General features: G+C 61.6%; 11 protein-coding genes. 7 read left to right on the forward strand and 4 right to left on the reverse strand.

Annotation, left to right across the window (positions count from 1 at the left end; translation table 11 throughout):
- Positions 1-14: 14 nt before the first annotated feature.
- The 6 genes from cpdA (at position 15) to KVH01_RS10015 (ending at position 7808) form a co-directional block, all read left to right on the forward strand.
- Positions 15-830 (forward strand): 3',5'-cyclic-AMP phosphodiesterase, encoded by an 816-nt coding sequence (gene cpdA, locus KVH01_RS09990; RefSeq protein WP_217881314.1) that lies wholly within the window; start codon positions 15-17, stop codon positions 828-830.
- A gap of 202 nt (positions 831-1032) precedes the next feature.
- Entirely contained in the window at positions 1033-1641 is a 609-nt protein-coding gene (locus tag KVH01_RS09995) for a YqiA/YcfP family alpha/beta fold hydrolase (RefSeq protein WP_217881315.1), read from the forward strand.
- Positions 1642-1687: 46 nt separating this feature from the next.
- Complete coding sequence (parE, locus tag KVH01_RS10000) at positions 1688-3592, forward strand: DNA topoisomerase IV subunit B (protein ID WP_217881316.1); 1905 nt, start codon at positions 1688-1690, stop codon at positions 3590-3592.
- Positions 3592-4587, forward strand: coding sequence for an esterase-like activity of phytase family protein (locus KVH01_RS10005; RefSeq protein ID WP_217881317.1), 996 nt, complete (start codon positions 3592-3594; stop codon positions 4585-4587). Before parE ends, KVH01_RS10005 begins: the two co-directional genes overlap by 1 nt.
- Positions 4588-4660: 73 nt before the next feature.
- Positions 4661-6925: a DNA topoisomerase IV subunit A gene (gene parC / locus KVH01_RS10010; RefSeq protein WP_217881318.1), complete on the forward strand. Its 2265-nt coding sequence runs from the start codon at positions 4661-4663 to the stop codon at positions 6923-6925.
- A 172-nt stretch (positions 6926-7097) separates the two neighbouring features.
- Complete coding sequence (locus KVH01_RS10015) at positions 7098-7808, forward strand: PqiC family protein (protein WP_043047900.1); 711 nt, start codon at positions 7098-7100, stop codon at positions 7806-7808.
- Between the two features lie 172 nt (positions 7809-7980).
- Here the strand turns inward: KVH01_RS10015 and KVH01_RS10020 are convergent, their stop codons facing one another.
- Positions 7981-9516: an AhpA/YtjB family protein gene (locus KVH01_RS10020; protein ID WP_217881319.1), complete on the reverse strand. Its 1536-nt coding sequence runs from the start codon at positions 9514-9516 to the stop codon at positions 7981-7983.
- Between the two features lie 133 nt (positions 9517-9649).
- Between KVH01_RS10020 and serB the strand changes: the two genes are divergently transcribed.
- Positions 9650-10864 (forward strand): phosphoserine phosphatase SerB, encoded by a 1215-nt coding sequence (gene serB, locus KVH01_RS10025; RefSeq protein ID WP_217881320.1) that lies wholly within the window; start codon positions 9650-9652, stop codon positions 10862-10864.
- Between the two features lie 132 nt (positions 10865-10996).
- On the opposite strand, the gene asd is transcribed toward serB, so the two are convergent.
- Genes asd through KVH01_RS10040 form a run of 3 tightly spaced genes read right to left on the reverse strand, consistent with a single transcriptional unit; the run spans position 10997 to position 14281 of the window.
- Positions 10997-11857 carry an archaetidylserine decarboxylase gene (gene asd, locus KVH01_RS10030; RefSeq protein WP_043047897.1) on the reverse strand — a complete coding sequence of 287 codons (861 nt, stop codon included), beginning with the start codon at positions 11855-11857 and terminating at the stop codon, positions 10997-10999.
- 15 nt (positions 11858-11872) lie between these two features.
- Positions 11873-12688, reverse strand: a complete 816-nt coding sequence (locus KVH01_RS10035) for a rhodanese-like domain-containing protein (RefSeq protein WP_217881321.1) — start codon at positions 12686-12688, stop codon at positions 11873-11875.
- Positions 12689-12745: 57 nt separating this feature from the next.
- Positions 12746-14281, reverse strand: coding sequence for an HDOD domain-containing protein (locus tag KVH01_RS10040; RefSeq protein ID WP_217881322.1), 1536 nt, complete (start codon positions 14279-14281; stop codon positions 12746-12748).
- Positions 14282-14445: the final 164 nt, after the last annotated feature.

Genomic DNA, 14445 nt, shown 5'->3' on the forward strand with positions numbered 1-14445 from the left:
CTTGGGAGAGCGCCTTGCCGAGCGTATCCAACGTGAACCCCGACGCCAGCGTGTTGTTGGTGCAGCTGTCCGACAGCCATTTGTTCGCCGAGGAAGGCACAGCCCTGCTGGGCATGAATACCCGCGCCAGCTTGCAGCGGGTGATCGAGTTGGTGCGCGAGCAACAGCCGCGGATCGATCTGGTGCTGGCCACCGGTGACCTGTCCCAGGACGGCACGCTTGAGTCCTACCAGCAATTTCGCGACATGACCCGGGCGATTGGCGCGCCGGCGCGCTGGATCCCGGGCAATCACGACGAGCCGCAGATCATGGCCCAGGCGGCCGTGCACAGTGATTTGCTCGAGCCTGTGGTGGATATCGGCAACTGGCGCATTACCCTGTTGGACTCGGCCGTACCCGGCTCGGTGCCGGGCTACCTGCAGGACCAGCAACTGCAGCTGCTTGCCCAGGCCCTGAGCGAAGCGCCGAACCGCCATCATCTGGTGTGCCTGCACCATCATCCAGTGTCTATCGGTTGTGCCTGGATGGAGCCTATCGGCCTGCGCAATCCCGAGGCGCTGTTTGCCGTACTGGACCGCTTCCCGCAAGCGCGGGCGCTGCTCTGGGGGCACGTGCACCAGGAGATCGACCGCGAGTGCAACGGGTTGCGGTTGCTGGCCTCGCCTTCCACCTGTATCCAATTCGCGCCGGGCAGCGAGGACTTCCAGGTCAGCGAGCAAGCGCCGGGGTATCGCTGGCTGCGCCTGCATGCCGACGGACGGTTGGAGACTGGGGTGGAGCGGCTTCGGGACTTCGCGTTTACCGTCGACTACGGCAGCAACGGCTATTAAGACCTGCAAACACTGATCAAATGTGGGAGGGGGCTTGCTCCCGATGGCGGTGGGTCAGTCACAGCTATTGGGGCTGACACACCGCGATCGGGAGCAAGCCCCCTCCCACAGGGGTTCTGCGGTATCTGGAAGATCGGGTGCTCACACCTCACTCCGATCCCTGTAAACTGCGCCTCTTTGGCCCACGCACGGAGAGCCCGGCATGTCCGCTTCGATCCTGTATATCCACGGTTTCAACAGTGCCCCGGCCTCCAACAAGGCCAGTCAGCTGATCACCGTGATGGGCGCCCTCGGCCTGGCCGGGCAACTGCGTGTGCCGGCCCTGCATCACCACCCGCGTCAGGCTATTCCGCAATTGGAGCAGGCGATTGACCAACTGGGGCGGCCGCTGCTGGTCGGCAGCTCACTCGGCGGCTACTATGCAACCCATCTCGCCGAACGCCATGGTCTCAAGGCGTTGCTGGTCAACCCGGCGGTCAGCCCCCATCGGATGTTCGACGGTTACCTGGGCACCCAGAAGAACCTCTACACCGATGAGACCTGGGAGTTGACCCACGATCACGTTGCGGCACTGGCCGAACTTGAAGTACCGGCACCCCAGGATGCGGCGCGTTATCAGGTGTGGTTGCAGACCGGGGATGAAACCCTGGATTATCGCCTCGCCCAACAGTATTACCGGGCCTGTGCCTTGCGCATCCAGGCCGGTGGCGACCATGGTTACCAGGGGTTCGCCGAGCAATTGCCGGCACTGTTGAGCTTTGCCGGTATTGGCGCAGATCAGTATCAATCCTTCGATTTTTCGTCACTGTAGAAAATCGCAGGTCACTTTTTAATCGAACGACTCACGACGAGACCCCATGGCCACTCCCAGCGCTAGCTCTTATAACGCCGACGCCATCGAAGTCCTCTCGGGCCTCGACCCGGTGCGTAAGCGTCCCGGTATGTACACCGACACCAGTCGGCCGAACCACCTTGCCCAGGAAGTCATCGACAACAGCGTCGACGAAGCCTTGGCCGGGCACGCCAAGTCGGTACAGGTCATCCTCCATGCCGACCATTCCCTGGAAGTGTCCGACGATGGTCGCGGCATGCCGGTGGACATTCACCCTGAAGAGGGTGTATCGGGTGTCGAGCTGATCCTGACCAAGCTGCACGCTGGTGGCAAGTTCTCCAACAAGAATTACCAGTTTTCCGGTGGCTTGCACGGTGTGGGTATCTCCGTGGTCAACGCGCTGTCGACCCAGGTGCGGGTCAAGGTCAAGCGTGACGGCAACGAGTACCAGATGACCTTCGCCGATGGCTATAAAGCCACCGATCTGGAAGTGGTCGGCACTGTCGGCAAGCGCAACACCGGCACCAGCGTGTACTTCGCCCCGGACCCGAAATACTTCGATTCGCCGAAATTCTCCATCAGCCGCCTCAAGCATGTGCTCAAGGCCAAGGCCGTGCTGTGTCCAGGGCTGCTGGTCAGCTTTGAAGACAAAGGCACCGGCGAGAAGGTCGAGTGGCACTACGAAGACGGCCTGCGCTCGTATCTCGAAGACTCTGTCAGCGAGTTCGAACGCCTGCCCAACGAGCCGTTCTGCGGCAGCCTGGCGGGTAATAAGGAAGCCGTCGACTGGGCGCTGCTGTGGTTGCCCGAAGGTGGCGACAGCGTGCAGGAAAGCTACGTCAACCTGATCCCCACCGCCCAGGGCGGCACCCACGTCAACGGTTTGCGCCAGGGTTTGCTGGACGCCATGCGCGAATTCTGTGAATACCGCAGCCTGTTGCCGCGTGGCGTCAAGCTGGCGCCGGAAGACGTGTGGGAGCGCATCGCGTTCGTGCTGTCGATGAAGATGCAGGAGCCGCAATTTTCCGGCCAGACCAAGGAGCGTCTGTCGTCCCGTGAAGCGGCAGCGTTTGTCTCCGGTGTGGTCAAGGACGCTTTCAGCCTGTGGCTCAACGAACACCCGGAATTGGGCCTGGCCCTGGCTGAGCTGGCGATCAACAACGCCGGCCGGCGCTTGAAGGCCAGCAAGAAGGTCGAGCGCAAGCGCATCACCCAGGGCCCGGCATTGCCGGGCAAGCTGGCCGATTGCGCCGGGCAGGACCCGATGCGCTCCGAGCTGTTCCTGGTCGAAGGTGATTCAGCCGGTGGTTCCGCCAAGCAAGCGCGGGACAAGGAGTTCCAGGCGATCCTGCCGCTGCGTGGCAAGATCCTCAATACCTGGGAAGTCGACGGCAGCGAAGTGCTGGCCAGCCAGGAAGTGCATAACATCGCCGTGGCCATCGGGGTCGACCCGGGCGCAGCGGACATGAGCCAACTGCGCTACGGCAAGATCTGCATCCTCGCCGACGCCGACTCCGACGGCCTGCACATCGCCACCTTGCTGTGCGCGTTGTTCGTCCAGCATTTCCGACCGTTGGTGGACGCCGGTCACGTCTACGTCGCCATGCCGCCGCTGTATCGCATCGATCTGGGCAAGGAAATTTTCTACGCCCTGGACGAAGCCGAGCGCGATGGCATCCTCGATCGCCTGGTGGCCGAGAAGAGGCGCGGTAAGCCTCAGGTCACGCGATTCAAGGGCCTGGGTGAGATGAACCCGCCGCAGCTGCGCGAAACCACCATGGACCCGAACACCCGGCGCCTGGTGCAGTTGACCCTGGAAGACTTCGCCGGCACGTCGGAAATGATGGACATGCTGCTGGCGAAGAAGCGTGCACCGGATCGCAAGGCCTGGCTGGAATCCAAAGGCAACCTGGCCGAGGTTCTGGGCTGATGCGCACAGGCTTCGCCCTGGCGATCCTGATGTTGAGCGGGCTGGCGGCCACCCAGGTGGTTGCCGCGCCCGTGGTGGAACTCAAGCTGGTGTCCGAGCACCCGGTGGACGGCATGCGCGGCGGCAATCTGTCGGGCCTGGCGGTGTGCGGCAAGGAACTGTGGACGGTTTCTGACCGGGATGACGACCAGATCTACCGGCTGGATACCGGCGCGCCGACCTGGAACGCCCAAGCGGTGCAGATCGACGTGGCACCCGTGCCCGAGTCCGGTCTGCCTTGGGGCTTGCGTTCGCGCACCAAGGCCGCTTCGTTCATTCGCGGCGGTGACCTGGATTTTGAAGGTATCAGCTGTGATGCCTTGGGGAATCGCTACATTGTCAGCGAAGCCCATGCGGCGGTGTTGCAGATCCCGGCGACTGGCGCGCCCGAATGGTTGAAAATTGCCCCTGGCATGGTGCGCGAAGCACGGGCCAGTGGCATGTTGCTGCACTTCAATGCCTTGTTCGAAGGCCTGGCGGTGAACCCCGAAGGCAATCAGATCTGGCTGGCCGCCGAGCGTGAACGCCGCGGCTTGATTTCGATCAAGCGTGGCCAGAGCGTATGGGATTGCGACGGTGCCTGCGTGTTGTTGAGCGAGGCCGGCCAGGAAGTGCAACCGGCGCAATTCACCAACGCCAAGGCGGTGTCCAAGGACTTTGCCGACCTGGCGCTGTTCAACGGCAAGCTGTTTACCCTGGAGCGCAATGCGTTCCAGATTTGCCGGCGCGATACGCTCACGGCCAAAGTCGAGCTGTGCTGGTCGTTTGCCGACGAGATGCTCACGCCGCCGCGACGTTATGCACAACCTTATGGGCTGGCCGAAGCCCTGGTGGTGGATGCCGACGGCGCGTGGATCGGTATCGACAATAATTTCGGCCCTCGCGCCGATGGTGAAAAACGCCCTATGGTCTATCGTTTCGCCGCGCCTGACGGTGGCTGGAGCGCCCAGCCATGAGCCCTGCTTTTTTTGCATTGACCCGGCGCAGCGGCAGTTCCGCTGCGCGTTACCCTACAATGATGAGGCCCGCATGAGTGACATCCTCGCAGACAGCTTAGATGGCGTAGAACGCCGGTCGCTGGCTGACTTCACCGAAAATGCCTACCTCAACTACTCCATGTACGTGATCATGGACCGTGCCTTGCCGCATATCGGCGACGGCCTGAAGCCCGTGCAACGGCGCATCATCTATGCCATGAGTGAGTTGGGCCTGGACGCCGATTCCAAGCACAAGAAGTCGGCGCGTACCGTCGGTGACGTGCTGGGTAAGTTCCACCCCCACGGCGATTCGGCGTGCTATGAGGCCATGGTGCTGATGGCCCAGCCGTTCAGCTACCGCTACACCCTGGTGGACGGCCAGGGCAACTGGGGGGCGCCGGACGATCCCAAGTCTTTTGCCGCCATGCGCTACACCGAGGCGCGGTTGTCGCGTTACTCCGAAGTGCTGCTCAGCGAATTGGGCCAGGGCACCGCGAACTGGGGGCCGAACTTTGACGGAACCCTCGACGAGCCTTTGGTATTGCCGGCACGTTTGCCGAATATCCTGCTCAATGGCACCACCGGTATCGCGGTCGGCATGGCCACCGACGTACCGCCGCACAACCTGCGCGAAGTCGCCACCGCCTGCGTGCGCTTGCTGGATGAGCCCAAGGCCACGGTCGAGCAGCTTTGCGAGCACATCCAGGGCCCGGATTACCCGACCGAAGCGGAAATCATCACGCCTCGCGCCGACCTGTTGAAGATGTACGAAACCGGCAAGGGCTCGGTGCGCATGCGCGCCGTGTACCACATTGAAGACGGTGACATTATCGTCACCGCATTGCCGCACCAGGTATCGGGCGCCAAGGTGTTGGAGCAGATCGCCGCGCTGATGCAGGCCAAGCCGTCGAAACTGCCGCAAGTTGCCGACCTGCGTGACGAGTCCGACCATGAGAACCCGTGCCGCATCGTGATTATCCCGACCAATAGCCGGGTGGATCATGAAGTGTTGATGCAGCATTTGTTTGCCAGCACCGACCTGGAGTCCAGCTACCGGGTCAACGTCAATATCATCGGCCTGGACGGCAAGCCGCAGTTGAAGAACCTGCGCAACCTCCTGGTGGAATGGCTGGAGTTCCGCGTACAGACCGTGCGCCGCCGCCTGCAATTTCGCCTCGATAAGGTCGAGCGCCGCCTGCACCTGTTGGACGGTTTGCTGATTGCCTACCTCAACCTGGATGAAGTGATCCATATCATCCGTACCGCCGAGCACCCGAAGGCCGAGTTGATCGCGCGTTTCGAGCTGAGCGAAATCCAGGCTGACTACATCCTCGACACCCGCTTGCGCCAGTTGGCACGCCTGGAAGAAATGAAGCTGCGCGACGAGCAAGACGCGCTGCTCAAGGAGCAAGCCAAGTTGCAGGCGCTGCTGGGCAGCGAAGCCAAGCTCAAGAAGCTGGTGCGCAGTGAACTGATCAAAGACGCGGAAACCTACGGCGATGACCGCCGTTCGCCTATCGTCGAGCGCGCTGAAGCGAAGGCGCTGACAGAAACCGAGCTGTTGCCTAACGAGAAAATTACCGTCGTTTTGTCGGAAAAGGGTTGGGTTCGTTCCGCCAAAGGGCATGATATTGACGCCACCGGCCTTTCCTACAAAGCCGGTGATGGCTTCAAGACCGCTGCGGCCGGGCGTTCCAACCAGTTTGCGGTGTTTATTGATTCGACCGGGCGCAGTTATTCAGTGCCGGCCCATACCTTGCCGTCTGCACGGGGGCAGGGTGAACCGTTGACCGGGCGCCTTACGCCGCCACCGGGGGCCAGTTTCGAGTGCGTGCTGTTGCCGGACGATGATTCGCTGTACGTCATCGCCTCCGACGCCGGCTACGGTTTCGTGGTCAAGGGCGAAGACCTGCAGGCCAAGAACAAGGCGGGCAAGGCGCTGTTGAGCCTGCCGAACAACGCCAAGGTGATGCTGCCAAGGCCGGTGGATGATCGTGAGAGCAACTGGCTGGCTTCGGTGACCACCGAAGGGCGTTTGCTGGTGTTCAAGATCAGCGATTTGCCGCAGCTGGGCAAAGGCAAGGGCAACAAGATTATCGGCATTCCCGGCGACCGGGTGGCCAGTCGTGAAGAGTTCGTGACCGACATCGCGGTGGTCCCGGAAGGCTCTACCCTGGTGCTCCAGGCCGGCAAGCGCACGTTGTCATTGCGCCCTGACGACCTGGAGCACTACAAGGGCGAACGTGGTCGGCGTGGTAATAAACTGCCTCGAGGCTTCCAGCGAGTGGACGCCTTGCTGGTGGAAACGCCGGTTTAAGCTGTACTAGAGGCCTCGATCTACGATTTAACGCGTAGATCGACGCTTTCGCGCTGGAGTCATGGCGCATATTCACGGATGATATGGCCTTTCCAGCGCCGGCGTGGCCGAGCGTGTCAGGTTATTTTTAGTATTACATTGTGGTTCGCCTTGTGGCAGCCACCTGGATGGGATGATGACTGCTCCACGCCTTCCACTATTTTTGATGCTCGCTGGCCTTTTAGGGCTGGCGGGTTGCAGCACGCACCAACCGGTTTCGCTGTACCAGCTGGACAGCGGAAGTCCGGCTCAGCCAGCCCAGACAGCGGGCATGGCGGTATTGCTTGGCCCGGTAGTCGTTGCCGATTACCTGCAGCGCGAAACCCTGTTACAACGTCAGAACGATGGCAGCCTGCAAGGTTCCACCGATGGTCGTTGGGCAGGCAGCCTGTCGTCCGATATCAATCAACTGATGTTGCGCCAGGTCGCCGGCCAACTGGATAGCCAGCGCGTAGTGCTGGCACCAGGGCCATCCGGGTTTACTCCGGATGTGCAGGTGCTGTTGACGATCACGCGGCTTGACTCCGGCAAGTCGCAACCTGCAATCCTGGATGCACAGTGGCGTCTGATAGACCGTCGTGGGCAGGTGCGGGATAACCGCATCGTACATCTGCAGGAAGAGCACGCCGGCACCACCGCGTCCCAGGTCCAGGCCCAGGGTGTGCTATTGCAGCATTTGGCACAGCAGTTGTCGGTGGCGCTCAAGCCACTGGCCAACCAGCCGCCGGTTGCTGCCGAGACACCTCGCAAACAGGCTTCCCAGCCCAAGCCGGCAGCTCCGGAAAAGCCGAAGATGCCGATGGCAACGCCGATTCGCACGGACTTGGAAGTGTTCAGGTTCTGATCTGAATGGCGCACAAACAAAAGGCCCGCTGAATAAGCGGGCCTTTTTATTGGGCTGTTCTGTAGGAGCGAGCTTGCTCGCGAAAAGCGTCAACGATAACGCGTGTTTTCTGAATAAACGCGGCGTCTGTGAGTTTTTCGCGAGCAAGCTCGCTCCTACAAAAGCCTTAGCCTCAGGGCTTACGGGTCTCATGCATGCGCGCCAACTGGCGCTCAAGCATCGACGGATACGGCTCCATCAACCGCTCCACACAGCTGGCCCCTTCAGGGCTGGCAATCGGGCGGATGCGGGCGCGTTGGCGGATCAGCGTGTCTTCACTGATCTTGCGTTCCACCAACAGCAGGTTGCGGCTGTGTTGGGACAAGGCCAGGGCATCCTGGGCGATTTCGGTCAGCAGCAGGTCGATCTGGCTCATGCCAAACAGGTCATCGCCCACCGTCAAGCCAAGCTGCAGTTGCAGGGTGATGCCGCTATCGGCCACTTCAATCTGCAAGGCATGGCCCAGGGCGCGCAACAGCTCTCCGCAGCAGATTGCATTGGTCAGGTAGTCTTCGCCGCTGTCTTCGCTGTGGAACAGCATCAGCGTGCTGCCATCGTTAAGGGTGTGCAGTTCGCTCTGGTACAGCGAGGCGGCCTGGTCGAGGCAGTCGCGGTAGCGTTCGAGCAACTCGGTCAGGCGCGCACGCGGCAGGCGGCGCAGTTGCTCCTGGGCTCCCAGTTGCACGGCGAGTACGGCGCTGTGCTGCGGCTCGGTGTTCCTTTCCACCGCAACCGGCTTCGGTGCAGCAGCTGGGGCCACGGCCGAGGTATCGCGCAGGTCGGCGAACGGGTCTTCGTCGTCCAGCTCGTCTTCTTCGGCCTTGATCACATGGCGCGGCGCTGGCTTCAGGCCGGCTACCGGCGCGCTTTCGTCGAAGCCCGGGTCGCGCAGGTCGCGTACTTCAAACTCAGGCTCGTCGTTGTAGTCGTCGGTGTCGTCGTACTCTGGCTCAGGTTCGACTTCCGGGACTTTAGGTTCCGGTGCAAAGCTGGCGTGAAGCTGGCGTGCGAGGTCGCCGATTTCGTCCTGGCGATCAGTGGCCGGGGTGTGTTCGTCGATATCCCGCAGCCAGATGCGCAGTTGCATCAACGGCGTGGAGATATGCCGCCCCAGGCGCAGGCTCAAGGCCAGGGCCAGGGCCAGCAGGATCGCGCTCAAGATGCCCATGCTCTGCAGGCTGATGGTCATCGGCTGCTGGAACTGCTGCATATCAAGGCTGATACGCAGTTGGCCGGCCTTCACATCCTGAAAGGTGATATTGCTCTGGTACAGGCCCTCGGCTTCACCCAACAGGCCGTTCTTCGGGCGTTGCCCGGCCTCGGCCATGATCCGGTTATCCACGCTATAGATGGCGGCATGGGCCACCAGTGGGTTCTTGGTCAGGTTGTTGAGCAGTACGTTGAGGCTGAGGATGTCGTTGGACACCAGCAACTCAGTCGCCGACGTGGCGGTCTGGGTCGTCAGGCTCTCGCCCAGGGCATCGGCTTGCTCATGCATGGCCTGCTTGAACTGCAAACCCATCACGCAGGCGTAGATCACCAGGGCCAAAGCGACCAGGATCACGTTATGGCTGGCGATGCGTAATGCGATCGGTACACGGCGGTGGCGCAGTGCCCGGAAGATCAGCAGGAAGAAGTTATCGGTTTTTACTGGCGTGGGCCGGTTCACTTGCGCTCGGCTCTTGGTCCGTGAAGTTGACGCGCAGTATAGCGACAGGCCCATGGCCGGCAAAGCGCTGGCTGTGCCCGATGGTCACTGAAAGTGGGTAGAATGCGGTTTTTTTCCAGCCTGGGGGTGCGCTTTGCGCGAAATTGTCCTGATCAACATCACAGGTCTTGACCGACCGGGTCTCACCGCGGCCATCACCGGCGTCCTGGCCCAGGGTGGTGTGACCATTCTCGACATCGGCCAGGCGGTGATCCATGACACCCTGTCGTTCGGCATCCTGGTGGAAATCCCCAGCACCGAGCAGGCCTCGGCGGTACTCAAGGACATCCTGTTCACGGCCTATAAGCTGGATCAACAGGTGCGTTTCACTCCGGTATCCGAAGCGGACTACCAGCACTGGGTGCAAGGCCAGGGCAAAAAACGCCATATCGTCACCCTGTTGACCCGCAAGGTCACGGCCGAGCAGTTGCAACGCGTCAGCTCCATTACCGCGCAGTATGGTTTGAATATCGACCATATCGACCGTCTGTCGGGTCGCATGCCATTGGATACCCCTGCTGATAAGGGCAAGGGCTGCATCGAGTTCTCCGTGCGCGGCGAACCGGCCGATGCGCAAGCGCTACGTGCCGAATTCCTCAGTGTTGCCCAGGAGCTGAATGTCGATATCGCCTTCCAGGAAGACTCGCTGTTCCGTCGCAACCGTCGTCTGGCGGTGTTCGACATGGACTCCACCCTGATCGAAGCCGAAGTCATCGACGAGCTGGCCAAGGCGGCCGGTGTGGGCGAGCAAGTGTCCGCGATTACCGAGCGGGCGATGGCCGGTGAGCTGGATTTTCGGGCCAGCTTCAAGGAGCGTCTGGCGCTGCTCAAGGGCCTGGACGTGAGTGTGCTGGATTCCATCGGCGCGTCACTGCGCCTGACCGAGGGTGCCGAGGTTCTGTTCGCCGAACTCAAGCGCCTGGGCTACAAGACCGCCATCCTGTCGGGCGGCTTCACCTACTTCGCCAAGCAGTTGCAGGCGAAGTTGGGCATTGACTATGTATTCGCCAACGAGCTGGAAGTGGTGGATGGCAAGGTGACCGGAGTGGCCGTCGAGCCGATTGTCGATGCGCAGCGCAAGGCGGATCTGCTCAAGGAACTGGCCCACAAGGAAGGCTTGCGGCTGGAGCAGACCATTGCGGTCGGCGATGGCGCCAATGACCTGCCGATGCTGGCGATTGCCGGGCTGGGTGTGGCGTTTCGCGCCAAGCCATTGGTCAAGCAATCGGCCAAGCAAGCGATCTCGACCTTGGGTCTGGATGGCGTGCTGTATCTGCTGGGCTTGCGCGACCGCGACGGTCAGGTCTAATTGACGAAATGCGGTCAAAAATGTGGGAGGGGGCTTGCTCCCGATGGCGGTATTCCAGTCAGAGATGTATAGACTATTCCACCGCCATCGGGAGCGAGCCCCCTCCCACATTTGATCTTTGCAGTTTTCAGATTAGGCTTTAGGCAGTGCGATAGCCTGGCCCATCTGCACTGGCGCACCCGCCAGCAACGCTTCGGTCCACTTCACCTGGTCCGGACCGAACAGCACGATGGCGGTCGAGCCCAGCTTGAAGCGACCCATCTCTGCACCCTTTTCCAAATGAATCGGCGCGCGGGCAGCTTCGTCATAGCGGAAGGTTTTCAGCTCGCGCTTGGGTGGCGTGACCAGGCCGGCCCATACGGTTTCAATCGACGCCACTATCATAGCGCCCACCAACACCACCGCCATCGGGCCGCGTTCGGTGTCGAACAGGCAGACCGCCCGCTCATTACGCGCAAACAGCTCCGGCACGTTTTCAGCGGTGGTCTGGTTGACCGAGAAAATCCGTCCTGGCACGTACACCATCTCGCGCAAGGTACCGGCCAGTGGCATGTGCACGCGGTGGTAGTCCTTCGGCGATAGGTAAATAGTGGCGAAGTCGCCACCCATGAATGGAGCAGCCAGCGCCGCGTCACCGCCGAGCAATTCCAGCACACTGAAGCTGTGGCCCTTGGCCTGGAAGATGCGGCCATGCTCGATCGGGCCTACCTGGCTGACGGCGCCGTCGGCCGGGCTGAGTACCGCGCCTGGGGTCGGGTCCAGCGGGCGGGCGTCGTCTTTCAAGGCGCGGGTGAAGAAGGCGTTGAAGTGCTCGTAGGCGGTCAGGTCTTCCACCAGGGCCTGGGACATGTCCACCTGATAGCGCTTGGCGAACCACGCGGTGAAGGCGTTCTTGAACCAGCGCACGCGGCACTCGGCAACGCAGCCGGCCAAGCGCGAGAGCAAGTGGTGTGGGAGCAAATACTGGCTGAGGATAAACAACTGCTTTTTCATAACTGTCCTTAAACCTTAAATCTCAACGGGGGTGTCGGGGTGGTTGCCCCATTCGCCCCAGGAACCGGCATAACCTTTGACTCGCGGATAACCGAGCGCCTTGGCCACCAGGTAGGTGAAGCCAGAGCGGTGGTGAGTCTGGCAATGGGTGATGATTTCTTTGTCGCGGGTCAGCCCGAGGTCTTCGAGGACCTGCGGCATGTCACGGCGGATACGCAGGTTGCGCGCCTTGTCCATGCCGGCGGTCCATTCGAAATTCACTGCACCGGGGATGTGTCCGCCCTTGGCCGCGAGCACTTTCTCACCGGAATATTCCAGCGGGCCACGGGCGTCCCAGATACCCAGGTCGGTGGCGCCGAGACGGCTTTGCAGGTATTCGCGGGTGGCGGTGGGGCCATCATGCAGCGTGAGGCTGACCGGGCCGCCGACCGGTGCGGGTACATCGGTGGAGAGCGGTAGTTTTTCCTCCAACCACGCCAGCAGGCCGCCGTCCAGGTAGTGATATTTCGGATGGCCGATCACGTCGAGCATCCAGATAAAGCGCCCGGCCCAGCCGCCGCCTTCGTCGTCATAGACCACGTAGGTCGCGTCCGGGGTGTGGCCCAGTTCGCCGAACAGTTTTTCCAGGTCGGCTTGGCTGGGCAGCAGGCCGGGTGCCGGTGGCTGGCCCAGTTGGGTGCGTTTGGGGTCAACGAAATGCGCGCCGGGGATATGCCCTGCGGCGTAGCGGGCGGCACTGGTGAGGTCCACCACAATCAGGTGTGTGGCATCAAGGCGGCCAAGCAGGTCGCTGGACTCGATCACCAGCGGCAAGCCAGAGAAGTCAGGCATGTGAGGTCTCCTGGGCACAAATGTTGGCGATTAAAGACCGCGATTGTAGCGCAAGCATCAGGCGCTGCGGTTGGTAAAGCTGTGCAGGGCCTTTTCGATGCATTGGGCGGTTTTGCCGAACGCCTGCACGGTGGTTTCCGAGAATGGCCCGCCGCCCTGGTCCGCGACGATCAGCATTACTACGCGGCCGTTGCAGCTCAAAGAGCGCAGCAGCAAGTGCTCGCCGGTAAACAAGCGGCGCAGGACCGGCGGCAGCAGGGCTGAGAACTGCGCATGGTTGTCGGGGCTGAGCCGCACCTGGGCGGATTTTTCCAGCAGGCGTTGCAGCAATGTGCTGTTGACCACATCCAGGCTCAGGTGTGCGGCGTCCTTGGGCAGCCCATCGGCCTGATGTACGCGCAAGGTACTCAAGGCGCGGTCGGCCATGAACAGCAAAACCCGCTGCATACCGCTGGCTACCAAGGCGCTCTTGGCGCAGGTGGTCAGGTGCATGGCATTGGCGAAACGATTTGGCTCGACCAGCAGTTCCGTACAGTGTTTGCGCCACACCGCAAGGGACTCGGCGGTGGGCGGCGGCGCTGGCAGCAGGCCGCGATGGACCTTCTGCACATGCCACGGCCAGATCAGCGACAGCGCCGGGTGCCAGAGGTCGGGCATCAAGGTGGTGCGTGCGCTGGTCACAGCTTGCTGGTGCACCTGCTGTTGCACGTCACTCAATGGCACCTGCAGGTACAAGGCGGTCAGGTATTGCCAACGCTCGGTGTGCGGGCAAGTCCAGGATTCCTGGGCCGACATCGCCATGCCGTTGGCCAGCAGCACGGTGTTGGCCGGCTGGTTCAGCCAGCGGCGCAGGTTGGGCTCGGCATCGAGCAGTTGCTGGTGGCGCAGGGCATCGTCTTCGCGGGCAATGTGCAGCGCCTTGACCAGCAAACGCTGCTCCTCTAACAGCAGCTTGTAGCCCTGTGACACCCAGATCGGCAGGTGCCAGGCTTCGGTCAGGCCCAGGCACAGATCGAGCAAGCGCACGCCGAACAGCTCCTGCTCGACATGGCGCGCCGACTGGCCTTTATGGATAACCCGCAGTTCCCATTCCTCCAACAGCTTGGGGAAGGCGACGGCCATCGGCCACAGCGGTGACAGAAACAGCAGGCTGCCCCAGTGTATGTCCTGCCACAACCGCGCCAAGCGGCTGCCGAACAAACCGTTGGCTTGCTGGGACGCATGCTGGCTCACCAATAGCAATTGGCGCAGCGCAACAGGGATTTCCTGGGCTGGCACTGAGGGCAGGCGCGCCAGCAGTTTCTCTGCACGCTCGAGGCCGAGGCGATTAAGCGCGACTTCGAGGTTTTCCGCAGGTTCGGCCAGGCTGCCATGGGTTTGACTGTTGGCTTCGCGCATCACGCTGAGCACCAGGGCCGGGCTGTTCTGCATCAGTTCGGCAATATCTCGCAATGAACTGCGACTATCGCGAATGGCCTTGCATACGCGTTCATGGCTGGCCTGGGGCACTGGCAGCAAAACATCGTCCAGGCGCTTGATCCAAGCGGCGAGGGTGGTGGGTTTTGCATTGGATACGGTCGTTTCGTTTGCCATGATTGGGGCGCGATCATCACTTGCGTTTAACACGCCCGGAACGGGCTGAATTGGCTTTTCGCCTTAACGGGCTATAGTCTGGCGCAGTTTTGCCGATAAGTAGAACAAGAGTTTTCCGCAACACCCAATATGTCCATGAACCCGACGGCGCAAGTACCCATCTC

This window comes from Pseudomonas khavaziana, from assembly GCF_019145205.1.
GTDB lineage: Bacteria > Pseudomonadota > Gammaproteobacteria > Pseudomonadales > Pseudomonadaceae > Aquipseudomonas > Aquipseudomonas khavaziana.